17 protein-coding genes, 1 other RNA gene and 4 pseudogenes are annotated in these 25,327 nt (G+C 67.8%); 8 read left to right on the top strand and 14 right to left on the bottom strand.

Translation table 11 applies throughout. The annotated features are described in order from the left end of the window. Positions 1–4 precede the first annotated feature (4 nt). Positions 5–838, top strand: coding sequence for a glycosyltransferase (locus G4Q83_RS14045; protein ID WP_128418930.1), 834 nt, complete (start codon positions 5–7; stop codon positions 836–838). Positions 839–1,084: 246 nt separating this feature from the next. Here the strand turns inward: G4Q83_RS14045 and G4Q83_RS14040 are convergent, their stop codons facing one another. The 4 genes and pseudogenes from G4Q83_RS14040 to G4Q83_RS14025 all read right to left on the bottom strand — a co-directional run bounded on the left by G4Q83_RS14040 (position 1,085) and on the right by G4Q83_RS14025 (position 5,424). Continuing rightward, entirely contained in the window at positions 1,085–2,506 is a 1,422-nt protein-coding gene (locus G4Q83_RS14040; RefSeq protein WP_386273619.1) for an ABC transporter permease/substrate-binding protein, read from the bottom strand. A 74-nt stretch (positions 2,507–2,580) separates the two neighbouring features. Further along, positions 2,581–3,318: an ATP-binding cassette domain-containing protein gene (locus G4Q83_RS14035; RefSeq protein WP_128418928.1), complete on the bottom strand. Its 738-nt coding sequence runs from the start codon at positions 3,316–3,318 to the stop codon at positions 2,581–2,583. A gap of 59 nt (positions 3,319–3,377) precedes the next feature. After that, positions 3,378–4,200, bottom strand: a pseudogene (locus G4Q83_RS14030) (hypothetical protein). 345 nt (positions 4,201–4,545) lie between these two features. Beyond that, positions 4,546–5,424, bottom strand: coding sequence for an outer membrane protein assembly factor BamD (locus tag G4Q83_RS14025; RefSeq protein WP_128418927.1), 879 nt, complete (start codon positions 5,422–5,424; stop codon positions 4,546–4,548). Positions 5,425–5,544: 120 nt separating this feature from the next. Between G4Q83_RS14025 and rluD the strand changes: the two genes are divergently transcribed. Both rluD and pgeF read left to right on the top strand, forming a co-directional pair. Then, on the top strand, positions 5,545–6,552 hold the full coding sequence (gene rluD / locus G4Q83_RS14020) for a 23S rRNA pseudouridine(1911/1915/1917) synthase RluD (RefSeq protein WP_128418926.1): 1,008 nt from the start codon (positions 5,545–5,547) through the stop codon (positions 6,550–6,552). Between the two features lie 190 nt (positions 6,553–6,742). Further along, positions 6,743–7,516, top strand: coding sequence for a peptidoglycan editing factor PgeF (gene pgeF, locus G4Q83_RS14015; protein WP_128418925.1), 774 nt, complete (start codon positions 6,743–6,745; stop codon positions 7,514–7,516). A gap of 166 nt (positions 7,517–7,682) precedes the next feature. On the opposite strand, the gene G4Q83_RS24980 is transcribed toward pgeF, so the two are convergent. From G4Q83_RS24980 to G4Q83_RS24970, 3 genes and pseudogenes are all read right to left on the bottom strand, one after another. Then, the gene (locus G4Q83_RS24980) at positions 7,683–7,922 is read right to left on the bottom strand and encodes a hypothetical protein (protein ID WP_465270786.1); all 240 of its coding nucleotides are present in this window, start codon (positions 7,920–7,922) and stop codon (positions 7,683–7,685) included. A gap of 25 nt (positions 7,923–7,947) precedes the next feature. Then, positions 7,948–9,305 (bottom strand): annotated as a pseudogene (locus G4Q83_RS24975) (PQQ-binding-like beta-propeller repeat protein); the annotation flags it as partial. A gap of 98 nt (positions 9,306–9,403) precedes the next feature. Further along, positions 9,404–9,631 (bottom strand): annotated as a pseudogene (locus tag G4Q83_RS24970) (membrane-bound PQQ-dependent dehydrogenase, glucose/quinate/shikimate family); the annotation flags it as partial. A gap of 1,269 nt (positions 9,632–10,900) precedes the next feature. Here G4Q83_RS24970 and G4Q83_RS14005 point away from each other — a divergent pair. Next, positions 10,901–10,977, top strand: a non-coding RNA gene (locus G4Q83_RS14005) — sX9 sRNA. Between the two features lie 3 nt (positions 10,978–10,980). Here the strand turns inward: G4Q83_RS14005 and G4Q83_RS14000 are convergent. The 7 genes from G4Q83_RS14000 to G4Q83_RS23440 all read right to left on the bottom strand — a co-directional run bounded on the left by G4Q83_RS14000 (position 10,981) and on the right by G4Q83_RS23440 (position 22,104). Next, positions 10,981–13,785, bottom strand: coding sequence for an ADP-ribosyltransferase (locus G4Q83_RS14000; RefSeq protein ID WP_158254957.1), 2,805 nt, complete (start codon positions 13,783–13,785; stop codon positions 10,981–10,983). An 821-nt stretch (positions 13,786–14,606) separates the two neighbouring features. Next, entirely contained in the window at positions 14,607–15,971 is a 1,365-nt protein-coding gene (gene otsA, locus G4Q83_RS13995) for an alpha,alpha-trehalose-phosphate synthase (UDP-forming) (RefSeq protein WP_128418923.1), read from the bottom strand. Next, complete coding sequence (locus G4Q83_RS13990; RefSeq protein WP_128418922.1) at positions 15,968–17,749, bottom strand: glycoside hydrolase family 15 protein; 1,782 nt, start codon at positions 17,747–17,749, stop codon at positions 15,968–15,970. Before G4Q83_RS13990 ends, otsA begins: the two co-directional genes overlap by 4 nt. A gap of 78 nt (positions 17,750–17,827) precedes the next feature. After that, a complete protein-coding gene (otsB, locus tag G4Q83_RS13985; RefSeq protein ID WP_128418921.1) occupies positions 17,828–18,580 on the bottom strand; it encodes a trehalose-phosphatase in 753 nt (250 codons plus the stop codon). 24 nt (positions 18,581–18,604) lie between these two features. Continuing rightward, positions 18,605–19,045, bottom strand: coding sequence for a hypothetical protein (locus tag G4Q83_RS13980; RefSeq protein WP_246432104.1), 441 nt, complete (start codon positions 19,043–19,045; stop codon positions 18,605–18,607). Between the two features lie 81 nt (positions 19,046–19,126). Beyond that, complete coding sequence (locus G4Q83_RS23445) at positions 19,127–21,754, bottom strand: hypothetical protein (RefSeq protein ID WP_246432103.1); 2,628 nt, start codon at positions 21,752–21,754, stop codon at positions 19,127–19,129. Further along, entirely contained in the window at positions 21,718–22,104 is a 387-nt protein-coding gene (locus tag G4Q83_RS23440; protein WP_246432102.1) for a hypothetical protein, read from the bottom strand. Before G4Q83_RS23440 ends, G4Q83_RS23445 begins: the two co-directional genes overlap by 37 nt. Before the next feature lie 105 nt (positions 22,105–22,209). On the opposite strand from G4Q83_RS23440, the pseudogene G4Q83_RS13965 reads away from it, so the two are divergent. From G4Q83_RS13965 to glyA, 4 genes and pseudogenes are all read left to right on the top strand, one after another. After that, positions 22,210–22,503, top strand: a pseudogene (locus G4Q83_RS13965) (integrase core domain-containing protein); the annotation flags it as partial. Beyond that, complete coding sequence (locus tag G4Q83_RS13960; protein WP_128418918.1) at positions 22,500–23,096, top strand: MmyB family transcriptional regulator; 597 nt, start codon at positions 22,500–22,502, stop codon at positions 23,094–23,096. The pseudogene G4Q83_RS13965 and the gene G4Q83_RS13960, both read left to right, overlap by 4 nt. 393 nt (positions 23,097–23,489) lie before the next feature. Beyond that, positions 23,490–23,936, top strand: a complete 447-nt coding sequence (locus tag G4Q83_RS13955; RefSeq protein WP_128418917.1) for an RcnB family protein — start codon at positions 23,490–23,492, stop codon at positions 23,934–23,936. A 124-nt stretch (positions 23,937–24,060) separates the two neighbouring features. Beyond that, a complete protein-coding gene (gene glyA / locus G4Q83_RS13950) occupies positions 24,061–25,314 on the top strand; it encodes a serine hydroxymethyltransferase (RefSeq protein ID WP_128418916.1) in 1,254 nt (417 codons plus the stop codon). The last annotated feature ends 13 nt before the right edge of the window (positions 25,315–25,327 follow it).

The following is a 25,327-nucleotide window of genomic DNA, read 5'->3' as shown; positions in this document are numbered from 1 at the left end:
GCGGGTGAGCCTGCCCATCGTGCTGCTGGCGGTCGGCGTCGACGAGGCCGCGCTGGACGCGTGCCTGGGCGCACTGGAAGCGCACACGCCGGCCGGGACCCGGGTATGGCTGGCCGACGACGCGCAGGCCGGGCCGCGTGGGCAGCGCGTGGTCGAAGCCTGGCTGGCGCAGACCCGCCTGCAGGCCGACTACACCCGGCGTCCGCGCATGCTCGGCGAGGTCGGACACCTGGACGAAATGTTGCGCGCCTGCGCCGCGGCCGACGTGGTGGTGCTGGCCGCGGATGCGCAGCCGTTGCCCGGCTGGCTCCAGCAACTGGGCGCGTGCCTGGCGCGCGATGCGGCCATCGCCAGCGCCACGCCGTGGAGCAACGCCGGCGAAGCCTGCGCCTGGCCGCGGCTGGGCGAGATCAATCCGCTGCCCGACGATGGCGAACGCCTGGCGCGCGCCTGCGCGGCGCTGCCGCCGGAGCATCCGGAACTGCCGTCGGCGGTGTGCCACGCGGTGGCCCTGCGCGGCGCGGCGCGGCAGCGCGCCGGCGGCCTGGACGCGAGCAGCTACGGCTCCTGGTACGCGGCGCTGATCGACCTGTCGCTGCGCATGGCAGGGCTCGGCTGGCGCAACGTGCTGTGCGAGACCGCCTACGTGGCGCGCAACGGCGAGGGCCGCGCCGCCGACGGCGACATGGACGCCCTGGCCACGCGCTGGCCGGCCTGGCATACGCGCCTGGCTGGCTTCCTGATGCACGATCCGCTGCGCGCGCGCCGCGAGGAGTTGCAACGCCTGTACGCCGAGCTGCCGCCGCCGGACCCGCAGCGCGCGCTGTTCGAGGCCTAGCGCGCGTTCGACAGGCGGCGGAGTCTTGTCAGGTCGGTGGAGTGTTGTAGGAGCGACTTCAGTCGCTCCTGCAGGGGCTTGCGGGGAGTCTGCTGGGTGCACTGTGGGAGGGGCTGTAGTCCCGACTGGTTCCGAAGCCGCTCGGTGATCGATGTCGTCTCGCGGCCAACGGTCCGAAGCCAGTCGGGGACGCTTCCACAGGGCAGGCGTGCGATTGCCGGCCGGGGTGCCCGCGCAACGCCAGCCTCAGCGCCGCGCCGCCAGGCGCAGGCCGCGCGGGGTCAGCCAGCGCTCCAGTCCCTCGAACAGCGCCTGCACCAGCAACGCCAGCGCCGCAGCCGGGACCGCACCTTCCAGGATCAGGCCGATGTCGTCCAGGCGGATGCCGGTCAGGATCGGCTGGCCGTAGCCGCCGGCGCCGATCAATGCACCCAGCGTGGCGCTGCCGACGTTGATCACCGCCGCGGTCTTGATTCCAGCCAGGATGGTGTGCAAGGCCAGCGGCAGTTCGATCCGCCACAGCCGCGTGCCCGGCGGCAGGCCGATCGCCGCGGCGGTTTCGCGCAGATCGCGGGCGATGCCGGTCAGGCCGGCATGGGTGTTGCGCACGATCGGCAGTAGGCTGTACAGGAACAGCGCGGCGATCGCCGGCTTGGCGCCGATGCCGAACAGCGGGATCATGAACACGAACACCGCCAGCGACGGCAGCGTCTGCAGCACGCCGGTCAGCGACAGCACCACCTGGCCGAGCCGCGGCCGGTAGGCGGCGACGATGCCCAGCGGCAGCGCCACCAGCAGGGCCAGGCCCAGCGACAGGCCGACCAGCGCGAGGTGTTCGCGGCTGCGTTGAAGCAGGCGCGCCAGCCGGCTGTCCTGCGTCGGTTCCACGACGCCCAGCCACCGCGCGGCGATCGCGCTTTCGGCGCGTTTGTACAGTTTCGCCTCGGCGTTGAGCCGTTGCATCGTCGCCGCGTCGATGCGCCCACCCAGGCCCTCCAGCGCCTGCACGAACCGCGGCGCGCGCTGCGCCAGGTCGCTGCGATACAGGAACACCGCGGCGTAGCGCGGGAAATAGCGGCCGTCGTCCTGCAGCACCAGCAGGTCGTGCGCCGGGATCTCGGCGTCGGTGCTGTACAGGTCGGTGACGTCGATCGCGCCGCCGTCCAGCGCGCGATAGGCCAGGTCGTGGTCCAGCCCGGTCGGGGTCTGCGGCAGCCGGTAGGCAGCGCGCACCCCGGGCCAGCCGTCGGCGCGCGACACGAACTCGTTGCTGAGCCCGAGCTTCAGCGACGGATGCGCGGCCAGGTCGGAGAGGCGGGCGATGCCCAGCACCTGCGCGCGCTGCCGGCGCATGCCGAGCGCATAGGTGTTGTCGAAGCCCAACGGCGCGCTCATCGCCAGGCCGTGCTCGGCCAATGCGCGGCGCAGCGCGGCATCGTCGGCATCGGGCAGCTGCAGCAGTTCCGCGGCCAGAGTGCCGGTGTACTCGGCATAGGCATCGATCGACCCCTGCTGCAGCGCGCGCCACAGGATGCGGGTGCCGCCGAGCTGGCGCCGGTGTTCGACCTGCACGCCGGCCTGACGCCCGGCGCCGGCGGCGATCTCGCCGAGCACCACCGCTTCGGTGAAGTTCTTCGAGCCGACCACCACCTGCGCCGGCGCCGCCATCGCCTTGCCGCAGAGCAGGACGAACAATGCCGCGAGCACGATCGGCGCCCGTGCGCGGCGGCGCGTGGCGGCCATCAGCGCGCGTCCTGCAGCGTGCGCTGCGCGTGCAGGAACTGGCCGACGAACGGCTCGGCCGGCGCATCCAGCAGGTCGCGCGCGCTGCCTTGCTGCACGATGCGGCCGCTGCGCATCAGCACCAGGGTGTCGCCCAGGTAGGCGGCCTCGGCGACGTCGTGGGTCACCAGTACCACGGTCTTGCCGAGCAGTGCGAACAGTTCGCGCATCTGCGTCTGCAGTTCGTGGCGCACGATCGGGTCGAGCGCGCCCAACGGCTCGTCCAGCAGCAGCACCGGCGGGTCCAGCAGCAGCGCGCGGATCAGGCCGACGCGTTGGCGCTGGCCGCCGGACAGTTCGGCCGGATAGCGCGCCAGCAGCGCGTCGGGCAGGCGGCACAGCGCGGCCAGTTCTTGCAGCCGCGCGTCGATCCGCGGCTGCGCCCAGCCCACGGTCTGCGCCAGCAAGGTGGCGTTGTCGCCTGCGCTCAGGTGCGGGAACAGCCCGCCTTCCTGGATCACGTAGCCGATGCGGCGGCGCTGCGCCAGCAGGGTGGCGCGACGCAGTGGTTCGCCCTGGAAGCGGACCTCGCCGGCATCGGGCCATTCCAGCCCGAGCAGCATGCGCAGCACGCTGGATTTGCCGGCGCCGCTGGGGCCGATCAGCGCGGTGCTGCGGCCAGGGGCGATGCGCAGATCGACCCGGTCCAGCGCGAGCGCGTCGCCGTAGCGGCAGGTGACCTGATGCAGTTCGAACATGCGGCCAGCATAGCCGGGCGCACCGTGCGGCGCGCGAAGGCGCGGCGCGGTCGCCGCCCTCAGTCGGCGAAACCGGTCAGCAGCTCCAGCGTCGGCTTCGGCCGCGACAGCTCGTACATCAGGCCGAAGTGGCCTTCCACACCCCGCAGGTTGGTCTGGTCGAGCAGTTCCTAGAGGTTGATCTCGGCGACCACGTCGGCGTAGTCGGTCTGCAGCGTGCGCACGATCTGCGCCACGCTGTCGTAGCAGGCGCCGTCGCCGGCCTGGCCGCCGTCGGTGTTGCCGGCGTACACCTCGGCGCAATCGACCTCGTTGAAGAGCACCTTGCCGCGGTACTTCTGCACCGCGCCGCGCATCTGCCCCAGGTACAGGTCCATCGCCGCGGCAGCGCGCGTTCGCCGAATGGTCGTCGCTGTTGCAGGCGGTGATGATGATGTTGAATTCCAGGCCGGCGCCGAGTTCGTCCGAGGCCTGCTGCATGCCGCGGTACATTGCGGTCATCGCATCGATGCGCGCTTGCGCGCCATCGTGGCTGTCGCCCTGCTCGTTGCCGATTTCCCACAGTTTGATGTCGGCGGCGTAGCGCCGTGCCAGCTGGTAGCCGGTCTCGCGCGACATCGGGTACAGCATCGGCCGCAGCGCGATGCGGTACTGGCGCGACAGCGCCACCAGCCGGTCGAGCACGGCGACGTTGCGCGGGTCCACGTCGAAGCGGTGGCTGCGCAGGTTGCGCTGGTCGAGCAGCCTGAACACGGCCTCGGCCTGGCTCTGCGGATAGCCGGGACGGTCGTCGTGGCCGTTGACGCCGAACACGATGGCCGGCGCCGCGGCGCTGCGCTCGGCGGCACACCGGCGGGTACGGCGCTGGCGGCGAGGGCGCAGGCGAGAAGCCGGAGCAGCGAGAGCAGGGGCAGGTGCGGCACGGCACGTCTCCTGGCTGGCCGGCACGCGTGGAGCGCGGAGCCTAGCAAGCGGCCGCTGCGGTAGGCGCATACCGGCCGAGCGCCGCACTACAGATCGCGGAACTGGCCGATGCCGTCGGCTGCGGGGCCGCCCACTGTAAGCGGAGCGCACGCATGGCAGCGGGCGCGGCGTCGCTTGCAGGCCGACCGGGCTGGCCGCGCGCGCGGCGGCGGTCCAGCCTGGCGAACCCGCGTGCGGACGTGGTCGCCGCCAAACGAAACAGGGGCCTTGCGGCCCCTGTCTGGTTGCATCCGGCAGGGTGGCTCAGCGCGCCATCTGCGAGTTGGACTGCCCGGTGGAAGCGGACTTCTCGCCGGCGAACGGGTTGAGCTTGCGGATCATCCACGGGTACCTCGGCCAGTGGCCGCTCAGCCACGGGTGCTCGGGATCGTTGAGCTGCAGCACCCGGCGCGCGTCGTCGGCCAGCGGCTTGTTGTGCAGATGGCCATAGGCCTCGGCCAGCACCGCCACCGCGTCGTACTGGTAGGCGCTCTGCGGGTAGGTTTCCAGCAGGTAGGTGGCGCGGCCGGCGGCCGACACCCAGGCACTGCGGCGCAGGTAGTACAGCGCGTTGTCCAGTTCGTGCTGGGCGAACACGTTGCGCAGCACGATCATGCGCTGGCGCGCATCGGCGGCGTAGCGGCTGTTCGGGTAGCGATCGGCGACGGTATTGAAGTCGGCATAGGCCTGCTGCGGCGTGGACAGGTCGCGGCGGCTCGGGTCCAGCGACCAGACCCGGCGCAGGAACACCGTGTCGCGGTTGGCATTGGACAGCCCGCGCAGGTAGTACAGGTAGGCGATGTTGGGATGGGTGGGGTAGGTGCGGATGAAGCGGTCGATGCTGGACACCGCGTCGTCGTGCTTGCCCGCCTTGTACTGCGCGTAGGCGGTCTCGATCATCGCCTGCTCGGTGTACTGGCCGTAGGGATACTGCGCGACCAGGCGCTTGAAGCTGCCTTCGGCGCCGGCCCAGTTGCCGCTCTGCATCTGCGAGTGCGCCTTCTGGTACAGCTGCTCCACCGGCATCCCTTCCTCGGGATTCTTGTTCTTCTGGCGGTGGCAACCCGTCGCCGCGACGACCACGACCAGCATCAGGGCGATGAAACGGACGTGCGCGGAGAGCGGGACGGAGCGTCGGATCATGGGTTCGGGCGGGACACGTCGGGAATACGAAGCAGCGATGATAGCCTAGTGGCCTGTCCGGCGACTGACTGCGGCCGCCGCGCCCCTCCCCCTTTCCGACATGGCGTTGCCGCCCTTTCCATGCCCAATCACCTCCCGGACTCTGCCGAGGACGCCGCCGCCCACGGCCCGCGTCAGGCGCGCGTGCCCGACCATGCCGCCGGCCGCCGTTTCGACGCGGTGCTGGCCGAGCTGTTTCCCGAATTTTCGCGTTCGCGCCTGGCCGAGTGGATCAAGTCCGGCGACGCGCTGCTGGACGGCGCCCCGGCGCGGCCGCGCGACGCCCTGCGCGGCGGCGAGATCGCCAGCCTGCATGCGGTGCTGGAGACCCAGACCCACGCGCTGCCGGAGGACGTCCCGCTGGAGGTGTTGTACGAGGACGACCAGGTCATCGTGCTGAACAAGCCGGCCGGGCTGGTGGTGCATCCCGGCGCCGGCAATCCCAGCGGCACCCTGGTCAACGCCCTGCTGTACCGCGATCCGGCGCTGGCCGCGCTGCCGCGCGCCGGCATCGTGCACCGCCTGGACAAGGACACCAGCGGCGCGATGGTGGTGGCGCGCACCCTGCAGGCGCATACCTCGCTGGTGGCGCAGCTGGCGGCGCGCGACGTGCACCGCCAATACCTGGCGGTGGTGTCCGCGCCGCTGGTCTCCGGCGGCACCGCCGCCGCGCCGATCGACCGCCATCCGCGCGACCGCCTGCGCATGGCAGTGCGCGAGGACGGCCGCGACGCAGTCACCCACTACCGGCTGCGCGAGCGCTTCCGCGCGCACACCGCGCTGGAATGCCGCCTGGAGACCGGGCGCACCCACCAGATCCGCGTGCACATGGCGCACCTGAAGCACCCGATCGTCGGCGACCCGCTGTATGGCGGTCCGCTCAAGCTGCCCAAGGGCGCCACCGAGGCGCTGGTCGCCCAATTGCGCGGCTTCAAGCGCCAGGCCCTGCATGCCGAGACGCTGGAGTTCAGGCATCCCGTGCACGGCGAACCAGTGCGTGCCAGTGCCGCGGTGCCGGCCGACCTGCAGCGCCTGCTGGCCTCGCTGCGCGAGGATTCGCGCGTGGCCGCGGCGCAGGCGCGGCGCTGAGCATGGCGGGCGCGGGCCGGCCATCGGCACTGGCACGCGCCGGCGCTTCCGCGCCGGCCCGGCGCGCAGCGCGCCTGCGTGCATGCCGCGCTGGCCGCGGCGGGTCCGTCGCGGCGGCCGCGTCCATGGCGGCGACGGCAGCGCGGCGCGCCGGCGCCGCGGCCGCCTGGGCTTCCGCAGACGCACGCACGTGACCGACTTCGTTCTCGCCGCCGACTGGCCGCCAGTGCCGCGGGTACGTGCGCTGACCACGCTGCGTTACGGCGCCGGCGCCTCGTTGCCGCCGTTCGACCGGTTCAACCTGGGCAACCGCAGTGCCGCGGACGGCGACGACCCGGCCACGGTGCAGCGCAACCGCGACGAGCTCGCCGCGCGGCTGGCGCTGCCGTCGCCGCCGCACTGGCTGCGGCAGGTGCATGGCGTGCAGGTGCTGCGCGCCGAGCGGCCGCCGGCCGCGGTCGGCATCGACGCCGAGCCGACCGCCGATGCCGCGGTCACCGCCACGCCCGGCGTGGCGCTGGCGATCCTGAGCGCCGATTGCCTGCCGGTGGTGTTCGCCGCCCGCGACGGCAGCGAGATCGGTGCCGCGCATGCCGGTTGGCAGGGCCTGGCCGGCGGCGTGCTGGAAGCCACCGTCGCCGCCCTGCGCACGCCGCCGGCGCAGCTGCAGGCCTGGCTGGGGCCGGCCGCAGGCCCGCAGGCGTACGAGATCGGCGCAAACGTACGCGAGGCCTTCCTCGGCCACGATCCGGCGGCCGTCAGCGCCTTCGCCGCCACCCGTCCCGGCCACTGGCGGATGGACCTGTACGCGCTGGCGCGGCAGCGCCTGGCCGGAGCGGGAATTGCCCCGATCCAGGTGCACGGCGGCGGCCTGTGCACCATCTCCGACGCGCAGCGCTTCCATTCCTATCGCCGTGACCGCCGCAGCGGGCGCATGGCGACGCTGGCGTGGATCCAGGACTGAGCGCGCCGCTGTTCGCGCAGTTGCCGGGGTCGGCGTTCGCGCGGCTGCCGCCGGCTGCGCCGCCACGCCGGTCGGGGTGACGTTCAGCGCTGCCGCGGCTCGTGGCCGAACGCAACCGGCCGCCTTGCGGCGGTCGGTCGGGTGCAACGGGTTGGGTGGCGAACGCCTACTTCGCCGCCGCGGCGTCCGGCAGGATCCAGGCGATCACGCTGTCGCCGGCCTTGGTCCGTATGCGGTCGTGGCCGCCGATCGCGGCGACGATGTACTGCTTGCCATCGACCGTGTAGCTCAGCGGCGCGGCCTGCTGGCCGGCCGGTACCCGCACTTCCCACAGCAGCTTGCCGGTCTGGGTGTCGTAGCCCGCAGGAATGTCGTCCAGCGCCGATGAAGGTGACGTTGCCGGCAATGGCCAGCGAGCCGCTGTTGTTCGGCGTGCCCAGCTCGAACTTCATCTTCGGCGGGATGCCCAGCGGGCCCTGGTCGTAGCCGGTGCCCAGCGGAGTAGTCCAGTGCGAACAGATCACCTGCCGGGTGCGCAGGTCCACGCCGGAGATGTAGCCCCACGGCGGGGCGATGCACGGCGTGTTCAGCGGCGACATCCACGGCTCCTTGCGTGCGCATAGGCCAACCCTTCCTCGGCCATGTAGCCGGGCGTCCTGCTCTTGCCGTTGAACACCGAGACCACGCCCAGCGCGTTCGTCTCCTGCCGCGGGTAGACGTGCGCGGTGTAGGGCAGGCGATGGCTGTTCATCACCATGATGCCGCGCTGCAGGTCCACCGACACGCCGCCCCAGTTGATGCCGCCGTGGTTCCCGTTGAACCACAGTAATCCCTGCAGGCTGGACGGGGTGAACATGCCCTGGTGGCGCAGTCGCTTGAACTGGATGCGGCAGGCCAACTGGTCGAACGGGGTGATGCCCAGGCGTCGGACTCGACGAGGGTCCCGTAGTCCTTAGCTCGGCGCACCGACGGTGTTGGGCATGCCCGGCGACACCGATTGGGTCCTGGCGGTCCAGTCGCCGTGGTCGGCGCCCTTCGGCACCGGCAGCTGCGGCACCGGCATGATCGGCGTGCCGGTCGCGCGGTCGAGCACGAACACCTGGCCGGACTGGGTGGCCTGGATCACCGCCGGACGGGCGCCGCCGCCGGGAACCGGGAAATCGACCAGATTCGGCTGCGGGCCGATGTCGTCGTCCCACAGGTCGTGGTTGACGGTGCGCAGGTGCCAGCGTTGCTTGCCGGTGGCCGCATCCACCGCGATCAGCGAGGTGCGGGGTGCGGCCGTTGCCGAAGAAGTCGCCGGAGGCGTTGCCGGTCGGCAGGTAGACCAGGCCGAGTTCGTCGTCGGCGGCCATCAGCGACCACATGTTCGGGGTGGAACGGGGATAGGTCCGGGCGGCCGGCGGTGCGGCGTCGATCGCCGGATCGCCCAGGTCCCAGGCCCAGCGCAGCTGGCCGCTGACCGCGTCGAAGGCGTGCACCACGCCCGACGGCGCATCGCGTTCCTGGCCATCGCGGACCTGGCCGGTGGGTTGGATCACCACTCCGCGCATCACCACCGGCGGCGAGGTCGGGTCGACGAAACCGGGCTTGGTGTTGCCGGTGTCCTTGTTCAGATCGACGTAGCCATGGTCACCGAAGCGCTCGTAAGCTTGCCGGTAGCGGCGTCGAGCGCGCCCAGACGACCGTCCACCATCGGCCAGAAGATGCGCTTGGCGCATTCGGCGACCGGGGTGCTGGCCTCGAAGTAGGACACGCCGTGGCAGGTGGTGGCGGTGACGCCGGCCATTGCCTTGGGGTCGGTTCTGGGGTCGAAGCGCCAGCGCGCTCCTTGCCGGTGCTGGCTTCGATCGCGATCACCTTCTGCGTGGGGGTGCAGATGTAGGCCAGGTCGCCGACCTTCAGCGGCGTGTTCTGGAACGCATAGCCGAGCTTGGAGCCGGTGGGCTTGAGGTCGCCGGTATGGAATTTCCAGGCGATCTTCAGGTGCTTGACGTTGTCCGGGGTGAGCGGCGCGCCGGGGCTGTAGTGGTTGGACAGGTGGGAGCCGGCATAGGCGGTCCAGTTGCCGGTGTCGTGGTTGGCGGCGACGTTGCCGTCGGGGCTGACCACCATGGCGCGGCTGAACGCGGCCTGCGGCCGCTGCGTGGCCAGTGCAGGGTCGGCCAGTTCGATCGTGCGCGGGAGGAACAGCGGCACGAACACCAGCAGCGCACCGAGCATCGGCAGCACGCCGGCGACCACGGCGCAGGCCAGGCCGGACACCGGCGCCAGGCGCCGCCGCGGCACCTTCCAGAACGGCAACAGCAGCAGGCCCAGCACCGAGATCATTGCCAGGCGCGGGATCAGTGCCCAGCCGTCCAGGCCGGTTTCGCCCAGCGCCCAGGCGATGGTGGCCGCCAGCGTCACGCCGAGCAGCCACAGCCCGGCACGCTGGCCGAGCGCCAGCAGCAGATCGGACACGGCCAAGGCCAGGCCGGCCAATAGGCAGTGCCAGGAGCCGCCGCCGGCGACGAGCTGCCCGCCCATTGCGGCCAGGGCGGCGCCGATCACGGCGATGACGACGGCATAGGCGACGAACAGCCAGCGGGCGAATCCGTGTTTCGGAGAATGATCGATCATGGAGATGGCAAGCGTCTGGCAGGGATCGCACGCGCCGCCAAGCTTGCGGCGTCGAGAGGATCGTGGAGGAGAGCAGGCAGGGCAGGGCCTTATCGGCGGAGGCCGTACGTGAAACGGCGTTGCCGCGCCACCGCGTGCAGGGTACTGAACGGGCGCGATGTATTTGGCGTAAGTCTGAGGGGCCCAGGGTGTCGGGTTTTGACGGCGAACGTAGCGTCCGAACGCTGGAGCATTTCCGATTTGAGCGCACGTTAAAGTGCAGCTGGCCTCAGGCCCTGCTGAGGAAGCCAGGCATGCGCGCCTGTTCGCAAAATCTGCGTGATCATGTTCTGGGTGCACTGGAACGCGGGGACGGCGCGCGACAGCGATCACCCGGCGCTCACTGGTGGAGTTGAGTGAGCGCCCGGGCGACGAAACTCAATAGATCATGGTGCCGGCGCTATGGCATCAACTCAACGAGCGGGTTTGAGTTTCAGAAAAACCTGGGATGCCAGCGAGCAGTCGCGCGTGGACAGGCAACCCGCACGGAGTGAATGGAAACAGGATCAACCGAGACGGGATTCAAGTTGTCCGGCCTTTCTTGATGAAACAGCGACAGCAACCCACATGCCGCGACTACGCCGCACGAATGCGCTGACTATTCCACTTCGTGCAGATTCACTCCGGACAGAAATCCGGGTAGATACATCGAAAATAGTCCAGCGGCGGCGATCAAAATACCGCGTCGTCGCCAGGTGGGCTTGGCCGGTGCTGGAAATCCGCAGGTAACCACTCGTACATTGCGGTTCCTGCGCATCGGTCACGCCCATCTGACAACGACTCGCTACGCTTTGTTGGTCGCGTTACGTGCTGATATAAATTACGGAATCTCTTTGCTCCTGGCTCAATGATGATGCATCGATTTCCATTAATTTGATGGTGCCGTCATTTTTTTCGAGAACTTTGAAAAAAGTATTGTCTTCGATCAGGACTTCATTTTCGCGGGGCTTGTTCGTGTATCGACTTATGGGGTGCCCTGACTTTACCACGGTTATCTCATATAGTACTGGAACATGGGTATTCCTGCCGTCCGCTCTATGCAGCTTCGCTACATCAAAGCTCGTCGATGTTGACATGAAACCTCGATCCGAGACGATATCTCCTTTTTCCAGTTTTTGATATAGATCTTTTTTCAGCTCTGCGCCTCTGTATACTTTTCCGGCATAAGGAGGTATTTTTCTCAGTGCGGATTGCATGTTTTTTTCGGCATTAATCAAGGGCTCCGTTAAGTGCGGAGATCCGGAATAATAGCTTTCCGGTTTTCCTGCCCGCATGTATTCGTTTATGTCAGAGTGGTATTGACGCCCGTACGCATGGAGGGTCTGCCTTTCGTCAACGGTAAGGGCAGGGTCGATATCTACATTCGTTTTCTGATTTTTATAATGGCGCGCCGCGGTTCTTGAGCCTGTCCCGCCCAATCCTGTCGTCATGATTCTTTTCAATAGCTCGGCGGTTGTTTCAATGTGAAACTGGCCATTCCTGTAGCGCAGGATGAGCCTGGGACCGGTTTTTGAAGCAAGCGAAAACATGCCGTTAGGGTTTTTCTTGATTTCAGCATAATCTCTTTTGATTTTAATGAAGCCATTGCCGTTGGCGTCAAATCTCAATCCCCTGCTGTCGGGTGCGGAAAGTGTTCTTGCATCCACATTTTTATCAAGCATGCTATCCGTCACGCGTTTTCTGAGATCCCTGGACACATGGACCGAAGTAGATCTTTCGAACCTCCATCGCGTGCCATCCCATTCAATGGGATAGCCCTTTTTGTCCGGATTCTTAATGCTGTATACTTCATAAAGCGCTCCACTTCCCTGGTGCTGTGTGTTCCTTACTGGCGCGAACGCACCAGCTATCTCGATAAAATTGCCAGCAAGCGCTTCGGGGGTTGCATCATTGCGCTGTGATATAAGTATTTTCCCGTGGCCATAATATTTAGCGTTGTTGTTGTCGACGATATAGCATATGTTTATTTGATCCTCGGGGATGGCAATTTTTTCAATAATTTTCAACTGAGGTTCGCTGAAAACAGGGTGATTGTTGTGCACGTTTAGGTGCCAAGTCTTTGAGCGTGGCTCCATATAGACGGGTATGTATTCCTTGATTCCTGACTTCTTCCGTACGACAATCTCGAACTTCCCGGCGGCATTCTTGTTTAGATTATAATAGTTGCCATTCAGGTTTATTTGCCGCTTCCCTTCGTTGACCTGAACGTTGAGATTGGCTATATCAAACTCATCTGCATATCGCCATACATGTTTGGTCTCATCAATAATGACCTTTTTCTCCAGGAGTTCTGGTTTTAGGGCATCCGGATGATGCGTGATGAACTCATTCGGCCTTTCTGTCGGCTTGAGGTAAATCTTGCGCTTGCCGTCATTTATTTCGGAAATTCCAGGTTTCAACTCCAGTAGAATTTCTTTGCGTATGCCTGTCGACGGATCTCGGGTAAAAAATGCCGCTCTTTCCCGTGCAGGTACAGCATCGAGCAGTTCAGCGGATTTCACCAGCCTGGGCGTTGCGTGTCGCGTAAATGCCAGTCCGTCGACATCAATCGATGTTGCCAGCTCCGCAATGAACAGCCGCTTGAATCTTTCTGCGCAAATTCTATCTCCCTGGTTTTTATAATATTCTCTGCGTTTTGCATTGGCAATCAATTTTCCGATCAATGGCTTGATTCCCAATGTAAGGAAGTCGGTCACGATATTCAGCCCGTCGGTAATACCTCTGGTTAAAGGAGAAGGGCCTCCTTCTGTGGTGTCGTTATAAATCATGCGGAATGGATTTTCAGCGCGCTGGGCCTGAAATATAAGCAGCTTCCCTTCATTCTCTCCTCGTGCGTTCAGCACTTCTTCTTCAAACGCGCAGTGTCGTTTTATATGTTCCGATGTTCGCGGGTCGTTCTCTGCCGCCAGTGCCCGTCTTGTGCGGTTGATACCATCACTATCGCGCAGGCGGGAGATCACCAGCGGTTTTCCGGCAGCTTCAGACCGCAGCCAAGCTTCAACGTCCTTGCTATCATCGGCGATCAGCTGTCCGCTGGACAGCAGATGCCGTACGACGGCGGAGATCAGTTCATTTTTTTTCTGTGTTTCTGTAACAACATAAATATCGCCATTGTTCCCTTGGGTGACGCTTGCGTTTCCACGAGGTGCCTGGTTGGCATAAGCTTCAGGCGGCAGGGATGAATAACCATATTCGACCGAGGAGAGATTGCTTCTATTCAACGCCGCCGCGGCGGACGCGCCAATCGTGGCCAGATAATCCGAATTGGGGAGGGGATGATTGTTGCCAGTATCGCTTAAAAACGTTTCCGTAGCCGAAAAAGGCGCAGTGCCTGCCGCCCGAATCTGGTTGAATAGAAGTACTGACAGGACGGCTGTGGAAAATGCACCCCGTCGCGAGCCGGCGCGCTGATTCGACGATCTGTTCAATATTTCATCGGAGTTTGCGACCCGGGTGATCTGGGATGTGAAATGGCGGCTTCCATCGGCGCTGGCCTGGTCGATTGAACCTGTACCCGGGGCAGGCCGGATGATGGTTGCCCTTGCTTTTTCATCACTGTGATTATAGTTTCCGATTGAAGTCCTGTGCTGTGACGGCGACACTGGCATGATTTCATTCCTGTCAGTCAAAAAAACAAAATATACAATTGACGTTCGCCTGGCTATCAATAAATGATCATTCCGGTGCTGTGTTTTCCTTGTGCCAGGCATGCGTCGTGCTAGAGCCCAGTCAATCCGTCTTCATTGAATGCAAGTCAAGGAATCGACAAGTTGAATCCTCCCGGCCGCAGATGGGTACGCACACACGACTGGCAATGAATGATGAGCACTCGAGCGGCGGGGTTGCTGGCTTGAGGAAACGTGCGCAAGAGGATGCGTCGCAGTAGGTCGTGTACAGGTTCTCAGGTTGCCGCCCAGGCAGTGCTGCGGTGGCCGTCGCTCTTGTGGTGCTCGGCCTGCGCCGCGTGTGGCTCGGTGCGGGCTGGGCACGGCCCAGGCTTTCAGCGCCGAGACCGGAATGCCGCTGTTGTGCCGTCGTGATAGGTATCCGGCGGATCGGCCTTGCCTACCGCGGTATTGCCGTAGGTGATTGGTTGCTGTGGCGCGTCCAGGTCCATGCGTTTGGAGCAGGTTTCATTCGGCGACATACAGACAGCACATTGGCCGCGGTCCCCGCCGAGGACGCCAACCATGCGCGCCTGTTGGCAGCGATGCGAGTCGCCCTGTGCTGGTTGCCAGGGCATCCTCCCGACCTCCATGCTATCCAGAAGACCGTCTCCAAACGCAAGCTCCCGTTGCGCCAGGCGGCCAAGCAAACCGCGGACGCTCTGCGCACTGAGATCGGCAGGTCACCGGGTGCGCTTGCGCTGCACGCATGCGCCAACTGCTTCGCTTCATGCGCACATGCCACCACCTGAGTCGAGAATGTTCTAGCCCTCCAGCGCCTGCAGATAGCGCTGTCGCCAGGCGCCGATGTCGTTCTTGCGCAGGTGCTCCATCATCGTCTGCCAGCGTTCGATGCGCTTGGCCTTGGGCAGCGAGGCGGCGGTGGCGATCGCATCGGCGACGCCATCCAGGTCGTGCGGGTTGACCAGCAGCGCTTCCTTCAGTTCGTCGGCCGCGCCGGCCAGCAGCGACAGTACCAGTACGCCAGGATTTTTCGGATCCTGCGCAGCCACGTATTCCTTGGCCACCAGGTTCATACCATCGCGCAGCGGCGTCACCAGGCCGACCTGGGCGGCGCGGTAGAAGCCGGTCAGGGTGGCGTGGGTGAAGTTGCGGTTGACGTAGCGCAGCGGGGTCCAGTCCGGCTCGGCGTGGCCGCCGTTGATGTGCCCGGCGATCTGTTCGAGCTGGTTGCGCAGTTGCTTGTATTCGGTGACATCGCCGCGCGAGACCGGTGCGATCTGCAGATAGGTCAGGCTGCCGCACTGGTCCTGATGCCGTTCCAGGTAGCGCTCGAAGCCGAGGAAGCGCTCGGGCAGGCCCTTGGAGTAGTCCAGCCGGTCCACGCCGATCGCCAGCTGGCGGTCGCGCAGGCTGCTGCGCAGGTCGCGCACCGCCGGCTTGCCCACCGCCGCGCGCGCCTGCTGCGCGATCAGTTCGGTGTCGATGCCGATCGGGAACTTCTCGGCGCGGAAGTGGCGCCCGCCGGGCGCTTCCAGCACGCCGTCCTTGATCACCTTGCCGCCGCCGAACAGGCGCACGTAGGCCTGGAAGCGGTCCACGTCGCGCTGGGTCTGGAAGCCGACCAGGTCGTAGGCGTAGAAGCCGGAGAACAGCCGCGCGTGGTCGGGCAGGGCCTGGATCAGGTCGGCCGAGGGGAACGGCACGTGCAGGAAGAAGCCGATGCGGCAGCCGATGCCGCGCTCGCGCAACAGCGCGGCCAGCGGGATCAGGTGGTAGTCGTGGATCCACACCGTGTCGTCTTCGCGCAGCAGCGGCGCCAGCTTCTCGGCGAACATCGCGTTGACCCGGCGGTAGCCTTCGCGGGTGGCGCGGTCGTAGTCGACCAGGTCCAGGCGGAAGTGCAGCAGCGGCCACAGCGTGCGGTTGGCGAAGCCGTTGTAGTACGCGTCCAGGTCGGCGCGGTTGAGGTCCATGGTGACGAAGCGGATGTCGCCCTGGGTCTGCTCGTGCATCGCGCCGCTGTCGCCGCGCACGGTCTTGCCGCTCCAGCCGAACCAGACCCCGCCGCGTTCTTTCAACGCGGCGAGCAAGCCCACCGCCAGGCCGCCGGCGCGGTTCTCGCCGGGCAAGGCCACGCGGTTGGATACCACCACCAATCTGCTCATGACGCCTCCTGCCAGCTGCGCGACAATCGCATCGCGGCGATGATCAGGCCGACGTGCGAATAGGTTTGCGGGAAATTACCCCAGGCTTCGCCGCCGTCGAAGGCCAGATCCTCCGACAGCAGGCCCAGGTGGTTGCGGCGCGCGAGGATGCGCTCGAACAGCTCGCGCGCCTCGTCCTTGCGCCCGATCGCGGCCAGCGCGTCGATGTACCAGAAGGTGCAGATGGTGAAGCTGGTCTCCGGCTCGCCGAAGTCGTCCGGGGCCACGTAGCGGTACAGTGCGTCGCCGTGCTTGAGGTCGCGGCCGATCGCCTCGACCGTGGCCACGAAGCGCGGATCCTCCGGGCCGATGAAGCCGATGTCGGCCAGCAGCAGCAACGAGGCGTCCAGGCGGTGGCCGTTGAAGGCGTCGGTGAAGTGGCCCAGCTGCGGGTTCCACGCATCGGCCAGCACCCGCGCATGGATGCGCTCGGCGCGCTCGCGCCAGTGCGCCACGCGCGCGTCTAGGCCCAGCCGCGCGGCGATCTTGGCCAGGCGGTCGCAGGCGGCCCAGCACATCGCGCTGGTGTAGGTGTGCACCTCGGCGCGGCCACGGAACTCCCACAGCCCGGCGTCGGGCACGTCGTGCAGCGCGAATGCGCGCTCGCCCAGCGGTTCCAGGCGCAGGAAGGTGTCGGCATCGCCGGGATCCTTCAGGCGCAGGTCGAAGAACAGCTGGGTGGAGGCCAGCACCACGCTGCCGTACACGTCGTGCTGCTGCTGGATCCAGGCCAGGTTGCCGCGCCGCACCGGGCCCATGCCGCGGTAGCCGGCCAGCGATTCGACCTCGTGCTCCTCCAGCGCCGCCTCAAAGCCGATGCCGTACAGCGGCTGCAGGCTGCCGTCGGTGGTGGCGATGTTGAAGATGTAGCCGAGGAACTGCTCCATCGTGCGGGTGGCGCCGAGCCGGTTCAGCGCGCGCACCACGAAGGCGGCGTCGCGCAGCCAGCAATAGCGGTAGTCCCAGTTGCGCGGGGTGTCCGGCGCTTCGGGGATGGAGGTGGTCATCGCCGCGATGATCGCGCCGCTGTCCTCGTACTGGCACAGTTTCAGGGTGATCGCGCTGCGGATCACCGCGTCCTGCCAGTCCAGCGGCACCGACAGGTAGCGCACCCATTCGCGCCAGTATTCCTCAGTGCGTTCCTGCGCCTCCTGGATGTAGCCGGTCAGCGAACGGGTCAGCGATTCGTCCACGCCGAGCATCAGGTTGACCGGATGGTTGAGCACGAACGGCAACTCGTCGCGGATGAAGCGCACCGGCACGTCGGTGGTCAGGCGCAGGGTGAAATCCGGCAGCAGCCAGCGCACGTGGTTGCTGCCCCAGGTGCATTCCGGTTGGCGCGCGCCCCAGTCGGCCAGCGGTCGCGCCAGCACACGGATGCGCGGGTTGCCGGCCAGCGGCCGCACCTGGCGGATGATGCTGACCGGCCGGTAGAAGCGGCCGTGGTTGCGCCAGCGCGGCGCGAAGTCGATCACTTCCACCGCGCCGCCGTGGGCGTCGCGCAGCACCGTGCGCAGGATCGCGGTATTGGCTAGGTAGTGTTGCTCGCTGTCGGCGAAATCCTCCAGTTCGATGCTGAAATCGCCGCCGGCATGGTCGCGCGGCGACAGCAGCGCGCAGAACGCCGGATCGCCGTCGAAGGCCGGCAGGCAGCTCCACACCACGCGCGCCTGCTTGTCGACCAGTGCGCCGAAACTGCCGTTGCCGATCACGCCGAGGTCGAGGTTGGGGGAACTCATGGAGGGGCATGTCCTTGTGCGGCGTCGGGGAAAGGGCGCGGGGCGATGGCGCGGCGCGTGCTGTCGGAACCGCCGCGCTCACGCGGCGTTGTCGCGCAACCATGCGTGTACGCCGTGTGTATCGGGCAGCGCGAACGTCGCCGCGCTGTCGGCACGGGCGCCGACCAGCACGCTCCAGCCGCCGTGGCGGTTGGCCGCGGCGAAGCCGAACTCGTCGGTGAGGTCGTCGCCGACGAACACTGGACGCCGGCCCTGGAACGGCGGGTGCTGCAGCAGCGCGGTCACCGCCAGGCCCTTGTCGCTGCCTTCGGGCACGAACTCGACCACGTGGTCGCCGAGTTGCAGGCGGTAGCCGGGCAGCGCGCCGATCTGCGCCTGGGCGAAGGCCAGGATCTGCGCGCCGGCGTCGGGCGCGGCGCGCCAGTGCAGCGCCAGGCTCGCGCCCTTGTCCTCGACCAGCACGCCGGGCCAGGTCTGGTGCAGGTGCGCGGCGCGCTGGTGCAGCGCATGCAGCCACTGCGAGGTATCGGCCGGCATGGCCGCGCGCGCGTTGCGGTCGCTGCGCAGTTCGTGGCCGTGCAGTCCGGCGGCCGGCAAGCGCAACGGCGCGAACAGCGCATCCAGTTGCGCCAGCGGACGGCCGCTGACCAGCGCCAGCGCGCCGTGCAGGCGGTCGCTGATGCGGCCGATCGCCGCGCGCACCTCGGGCAGCAGGTGCACAGCGTCGGGACGGTCGGCGAAAGCGACGAGGGTGCCGTCCACGTCCAGGAATAATGCGCAGGCATCGTCCAGGCGCGGCGGCGGCGGTCGGAGGGGGAGCGCGTCTGCCATCCGCATACGATCACCCAGCCCGCGTTAGCGCGGGGTGGATTGGCGCAAGGCGATCACGCGATATCGACCTTGATGGCCATAGCGCGGCCCCTTCTTCTCGAAGTTGCCGCAAAGCCTGTCTTCGCCGCAGGCCACCAGGTCGGCACGCGCGACGCGATCCAGATAGGCGATTTCCGCCCGGCGCTGCGCGGCCTGGGCCAGGGTGTCCCTGGCGCTGTGGAGCGCGTACGCCACGGCGCACAGCCCCATGCAGCTCGCCACCAGCAGTGCGATGGAGGCCATCCACAGGCGCCGCGTGGCCGTGGCCTGCATGCAGTGCTGCGCCTGCGCATAGTCCTGCGTGGCGCGGTGCAGGGTCTGCTCGGCGCTGGACAATTGGCGACCGAACCGCTCCGCCGCCGGTTCCAGCGCCACCGACAGCGCCTGTTCCGTCAAGTGCGTCAGCCGCGGCAGTGCGTTCTCCACGACCCGATCGACCTTCTGGCCGGCGTCGTCGACCGCGCCATGCAGTCCCTGTAGCCGCTGCGCGATGAGGTCTTGCAGGCGTTATCTTGCAGGTCGCGTTCGATCTGGATGCGCAGCGCCCGCATCGTGTGCAGTATTTCCTCCCAGGATTCGGCGCTGCCCGGCTCGGGGGCGGTGTGGGGGGGCATGCGCCTGCTCCGGGGAGGCCGGGGCAGCTCGGCGCGCAGGCTGCGCCTGGTCGGCCGTGCCGGTGGCGCGGTCGGCGGCGTGCGCCCCCGGGGATGGCACGGGCGCTTGCGCAAGGTGGGCGGGCGATGGCGCCGGCAGGGCTGGCTCATGGTGGACCATTGGCGCATCCGGCGCAGGCGTCTGCGTCTGCGGTGCGGGCGGAGCGTCGTTGCGCTCTGCGGCCAGCGGTGGTGCGTGGGATGCGTGCGGTGCCGCGTGCGGCGACTGGAGCCGGGGCGCCTGCACCGGTTCTTCGCGCGGTTGAAGCGGCGTGTCGTCGCGCGTGGCCGGCGCCTGCACGAGCGGCGGCGCTTGCGTGGGATGCGCCCGTGCATCGGGTTGCCGGGCTGCCGGCGATGCCGCCGCGATCGGCGCCGTTTGCAACGACGCTGGCGGCGCATCGTGTGTGCGGCGTTCCTGCATTGGCTGGCGTTGCGTTTCCTGCGGGTCGGACGCCTCGGCCTGCTGCGGTTGCCGGCGCTGTGCCGGTGGCTCCCGCGTGTCCTGGGCCAGGCGTTGCTGCACATCACGCTGCTGCTGTTCGCGTTGCTGGACTTCCCGGGGCTGGCGCTGCTGCTGTTCGTGCTGCTGGGCTTCCTGGGCTAGGCGCTGCTGCTGTTCGTGTTGCTGGACTTCCTGGGACTGGCGCTGCTGCTGTTCGCGTTGCTGGGCCTCCTGGGCCAGGCGCTGCTGCTGTTCGTGCTGCTGGGCCTGCTGGGCCAGGCGCTGCTCCTGTTCGCGCTGCTGCAACGCTTGGCTTCGATGTTCGAGTGCCGCAGGCGCCTGCAGCGCCTGTGCAGTAGGCGCCTTTTCCGCATGGGCCGCCTGCACCAATGCGTGCTCGGGCGCCTGCGCGATCTGCTGCTCCTGGGCCTGGCGTTGCTGCCGTTCGCGTTCCTGGCGCTGCCGCGCGGCGCTGGCCGCCTGGGTTTGCGCCTGCACGTCGAGCACGTGCTGCGGGCTGGAAGCGGGGTCGGAGGCCGAGCCATCCGTGTCGGCCGCCCCGTCGCAGGCGTGCGCCATGGACGCCTGCGGCGGCGTCGGCATGTCCGAGAGCGACGGGGCTTGCCGGCGCGCCCGGACCTCGTCCAGCGCCTGCCGGATGTCCTCGGTGCCGGTGACGGCGGCGATGCGCTCCACGCCGTCTGCACCGCGTTGCAGATGGACGATGGGGCTGTCTGCACCCAGCGCACCGCCCGGCCCGCGCTGCAACTGCACCGCGCCATCGCCGGTCAGCCCTTGCCCCTGGCGTGTGCGCTGCATCGCCAGATCGATCGCCTCGCGCCAGTCCGGGTTGAGTTCGGTCCCGACGATGCGGTAGCGGTACAGGGTCTGCTCGCGTTGCAGGTCCTGCGGCGTCGGCGGCGCCTGCGCAAGGGCGGCCATGGCCTGGGCGTGTTCGGCCAGCGCCGGTTGCAGCAGCGCGCGTGTCGTGTCCAGTTCCAGCGCCAGATTGCCATCGGCGCGGACGCCGTTGCTCGTCCACTGGCCCTCGGCATCGCGACGGTAGCGCTTGCCATCGGAAGCGTTCAGCGCATCCGGATCGGGCAACGCCTGCTGTACCGCCGGGGACATCGGATACCCATCGGCGGACCAGCCGCTGCGGTGGTAGGCCAGTTCATAGCGCGCGGCGATGGCGCCGGGGCCGTTGGCGAGGTTGCGCGCAACGACGGCCGCGGCCTGCGCGTCCAGGTCGGCCGCACGCGCTGGCGATGCGGTCTGCTGTTCGTAGAGGCCGCGGTTGTTTTCCCCGGACACGCCGGTCTTGACCTGGCGATGCCACTGGCCGTCGGCGGCATCGCGGGTCCAGTCGGCGCGACTCAGGCTGGGGCGGTCGCTGGCCTTGGCGGGGAGTCGGAAGGGATCGTCGGGGTGCGGCGCGGCCTTCAGCGCCAGTGCGGTCGCGGCGTTGGTGGCGAGAGAGTTCAACTCGCGCGCCTTCTCGTCGCTGGCGAGGATCGGCGTGGGGATCGGCTTGTTCACCCCGTCGCTGGTGGTGTCGGCCATGCCCTGGCGCGACCAGGCGCGGCCGTCGAAGGCCCAGGGCGTGCCGTCGCGGTCGGTTTGGTGGTAGATGGCGCGGTTATCGAGCAAGTCGGCGGCTTGCTCGCCGACCTGGCTCATGAAGTAGGCGTCGGCCGCGATCAGTCCCATCGGACCGGCGCCGGCACTGCCCAACGCATACGCCGCGGCAGTGCCGCCGGCCCAGCCGCCGACGTTGCGCCCGGCGAAGTGGACCAGTTCCGATCGGGCGGCGAGCGGGTTGTCGTGCGAGAGCAGGTCGCCGATTGTCTCGCCGGATTGCTTGGCGTCGTACAGGCTGGCCGCCACGCCCAGCGCGCCGACCGCCTTGACGCCGGGGCGGTCGCGCAGGGGCGCTGCGTAGGGCGTGAAGTCCACATGGCCGGTGCGCCGCAGGCGCGCGGCCAGGGTGTCGCCCTCGGTCAGCGCAGGATCGGCCACGGTCGCGGTGGGCTGCACGCGGCGTGCCGATCCAACCAGTTGCCGCATCTGCGCCGCAAGCGGTTCGGGCGCGTGCGCCACGGCATGGAGACGACGCCCGGCGGCGCGTGGCGCGCATGGTCGGCGGTGAGCTGGCGCACCTGTCCGGCGGCGCTGGCGCGGTCCAGCCTGGGGGCGAGGCGGAACAAGGCATTGCCCTCCTCGGAGCGGTGGATCACGTTCATGCGCGGATCGGCCGGGGCGTGCAGGCGCGGCAACCACGGCTCGCCGAGCAGGCCATTGTGGTAATCGGTCATCAGATTGAGGCTGCGCACGCCCAGGCCGCCGCGCAGGTAGCTGCCGCCGATGTCCGAGTGCGCGCCGGCCACGGCGACGTGAAGGAAGCGGCCGTCTTGCGACAGGCCGTGGGGGATGATCCGATCCACCGGGAACAGCCCGCGCCGTTCGTGCGCGGCGCTGATCTGGAACCCGGCATCGAACACCGATTGACCAAGGTCAAACATCGGTGGACCAACGGGCAGCTCGAGCGGATGAACCGGACCATCGAGGAAGCCACCCTCAAACGCTTCCACGACGACGATCGCGCGCAGTTGCGCCAGCACCTAGCCGACATCGATGCCTACACCTTCGGCCGCAGGCTCAAGACCCTGAAGGGGCTGACGCCGTACGAATTCATTCGCAAACAGTGGACATCCGAACCCGGCCGGTTCGAGGTCGACCCGATCCATCTAATGCCCGGACTGAACAGCTCGCCGAGGTCGGCGTGACCTGGTACGCCTGGCTCGAACAAGGGCGGCCGGTGCGCGCCTCCGCGCGGGTGCTGATCGCCATCGCCGGCGCCTTGCAGTGCTCGGACGTCGAGACCTGCCACGTGCTGGCGCTGGCCGGCCTGGGCGCCGCCGGAGCCGCGGCGGCGTTGCCGCTGTGCGAGCGGGCGACCGGCACCGCGTGCATGCTGCTCGACCAGCTCGCGCCATGGCCTGCGATGCTGCAGAATCCGCGCTTCGACATCCTCTGCACCAATGTCGCCTTCGAACGGCTGATGGGCGTGACCCTGGCCGACCTGCCGGAAGCCGACCGCAACTGCGTCTACCAGGCGTTCACCAACCCGCGCTGGCGCGCCAGCTTGGTCGATGACGAGAGCGTCCTGCGGCACATGGTGGCGTTGTTGCACGCAGCGATGGGCGAACACCTGGGCGAGCCGGCGTGGGAGCGCCTGTTGGCGCGCTACTGCGCGGCGTCCGCCGAATTCGACACGTTGTGGCGGCAGCGCCGCGAGGTGCGTGCGGTGGAAAACCAGGTCAAGCGGTTCCGCCACCCGCAACTGGGCGAGTTGCAACTGCACCAGGTGAACTGGTGATCGGCGCCGCGCAACGGCAACCGGCGGGTGGTCTACCTGCCTGCCGACGAGGCGGCGCAGGCGGCGCTGTCGCAGTTGCATGCGCAATTGCCCGTCGCCACGGCGCCGGAGCCCGGCGTACGGCACGGCGCTGAGTGCGGGCGCGTCGGCCTTGCACAAGCGGCAGCGGCGGTTCGTTCGCCGCCATGCGCTCCTGGCCATGGTCCCCGGACGCGGCCGGTATCGGGTTCGCACGATCGAAGGCAAGGCGCTTCGGCCGCATCCGCAGGCACGGGATGAATGCGCGCCTACCCGTTGCGGTCAGGCTGAATACATAACCGGTTCCAGCCGGATGCGGTTCAGACGGCAAGCGCATGAATGCAGTCGTGCCAACAATTAAGTGACGGAGCTGCCATGAACATCAAACGCATTGCCACCCTTGCCCTTGCGTCCCTGCTGGCGCTGGGCTCGATGGCGCCGCCGGCCTTCGCCCGCGACGGCTGGGACGGCCGCGACCGCTATGGCTACGGCTGGAACGACCGCGGCGACCGCGACCGCGACGGCCACGACGACCGCCGCTACTACCGCGAGGGCTATCGCGACGGTTACCGCCAGGCGTACCGGAACGGCCGCGGCGACGGCGACTACCGTCCCGCGCCGCCGCGTCCGCACTACTGGGCACGCGGCGAGCGCTATCGCCACGACGACCGCGGCCCGGTCTACGTGGTCAACGACGACCCGCGCTACGAACTGCGCCGCCCGCCCCGCGGCTACCACTGGGTCCGCGACGACCGCGGCAACCTGTTGCTGGTCGCCATCGCCACCGGCGTCATCGCCGACCTGGTGCTCAATGGCCACTGAACCGCGCCCCCCGCAACGCCACGACAGCCTCCCCTCCGCGAGGCCGTCGTCGTTTTGGTTCGCCGCCGGCGCCGCGCCGGGCTTAAACTAGCGGTCTGCCTTTTGTCCCTGCCCCGGAGACCCGATGTTCCCGCGCGACGCCCGCATCGAAACCTACGATCCCGAACTGGCCCAGGCCATCGCCGCCGAAGCCGGCCGCCAGGAAGACCATGTCGAGCTGATCGCCAGCGAGAACTACTGCAGCCCGCGGGTGATGCAGGCGCAGGGCAGCCAACTGACCAACAAGTACGCCGAGGGCTATCCGGGCAAGCGCTACTACGGCGGCTGCGAGTTCGTCGACGTCGCCGAGCAGCTGGCGATCGACCGGGTCAAGCAACTGTTCGGCGCAGACTATGCCAACGTGCAGCCGCACAGCGGCTCGCAGGCCAACCAGGCGGTGTACTTCGCGCTGCTGCAGCCGGGCGACACCATCCTGGGCATGTCGCTGGCCCACGGCGGGCACCTGACCCACGGGGCCAAGGTCAACGCCTCCGGCAAGCTGTTCGACGCGGTGCAGTACGGGGTGAACGAGCAGGGCCTGATCGACTACGGCGCGGTGGAGCGGCTGGCGCTGCAGCACAAGCCGAAGATGGTGGTGGCGGGGTTCTCCGCGTACTCGCAGTGGATCGACTGGGCGCGCTTCCGCGCCATCGCCGACCAGGTCGGCGCGTTCCTGTTCGTGGACATGGCGCACGTGGCCGGCCTGGTCGCCGCCGGCGTGTACCCGAGCCCGCTGCCGCACGCGCACGTGGTCACCTCCACCACCCACAAGACCCTGCGCGGCCCGCGCGGCGGCATCATCCTGGCCCAGGGCGCGAGCGAGGACCTGGTCAAGAAGCTGCAGTCGATCGTGTTCCCGGGCATCCAGGGCGGTCCGCTGATGCACGTGATCGCGGCCAAGGCGGTGGCGTTCAAGGAAGCGCTGGAGCCGCAGTTCAAGGACTACCAGCGGCAAGTGGTGAAGAACGCGCAGGCGATGGCCGGCACGCTGATCGCGCGCGGCTACAAGATCGTCTCCGGCGGCACTGAGAACCACCTGATGCTGGTGGACCTGATCGGCAGGCAGGCGTCCGGGAAGGACGCGGAAGCGGCGCTGGGCAAGGCCCACATCACCGTCAACAAGAATGCGGTGCCCAACGACCCGCGCTCGCCGTTCGTGACCTCGGGCCTGCGCCTGGGCACCCCGGCCATCACCACCCGCGGCTACCTGGAGCAGGACAGCATCGACCTGGCCAACTGGATCGTCGACGTGCTCGACGCCCCGACCGACGCCGCCGTCATCGCCCGCGTGCGCGAGGCGGTGACCGCGCAGTGCAGGACGTATCCGGTGTATGGCTGAGTTGTCGGGACTG

It is taken from the genome of Xanthomonas theicola (assembly GCF_014236795.1).
Taxonomy (GTDB): domain Bacteria; phylum Pseudomonadota; class Gammaproteobacteria; order Xanthomonadales; family Xanthomonadaceae; genus Xanthomonas_A; species Xanthomonas_A theicola.
This window is presented reverse-complemented; position numbering and strand designations above follow the sequence as displayed.

Excerpts from the sequence above, each read along its gene's own strand:
- G4Q83_RS14000 (WP_158254957.1), bottom strand. The coding sequence starts at position 13,785 with ATGCCAGTGTCGCCGTCACAGCACAGGACTTCAATCGGAAACTATAAT.
- rluD (WP_128418926.1), top strand. The coding sequence starts at position 5,545 with ATGCCCAATCACCTCCCGGACTCTGCCGAGGACGCCGCCGCCCACGGC.
- G4Q83_RS14040 (WP_386273619.1), bottom strand. The coding sequence starts at position 2,506 with ATGGCGGCGCCGGCGCAGGTGGTGGTCGGCTCGAAGAACTTCACCGAA.
- G4Q83_RS14025 (WP_128418927.1), bottom strand. The coding sequence starts at position 5,424 with ATGATCCGACGCTCCGTCCCGCTCTCCGCGCACGTCCGTTTCATCGCC.
- otsB (WP_128418921.1), bottom strand. The coding sequence starts at position 18,580 with ATGGCAGACGCGCTCCCCCTCCGACCGCCGCCGCCGCGCCTGGACGAT.
- otsA (WP_128418923.1), bottom strand. The coding sequence starts at position 15,971 with ATGAGCAGATTGGTGGTGGTATCCAACCGCGTGGCCTTGCCCGGCGAG.
- G4Q83_RS13990 (WP_128418922.1), bottom strand. The coding sequence starts at position 17,749 with ATGAGTTCCCCCAACCTCGACCTCGGCGTGATCGGCAACGGCAGTTTC.
- glyA (WP_128418916.1), top strand. The coding sequence starts at position 24,061 with ATGTTCCCGCGCGACGCCCGCATCGAAACCTACGATCCCGAACTGGCC.
- G4Q83_RS14035 (WP_128418928.1), bottom strand. The coding sequence starts at position 3,318 with ATGTTCGAACTGCATCAGGTCACCTGCCGCTACGGCGACGCGCTCGCG.
- G4Q83_RS13955 (WP_128418917.1), top strand. The coding sequence starts at position 23,490 with ATGAACATCAAACGCATTGCCACCCTTGCCCTTGCGTCCCTGCTGGCG.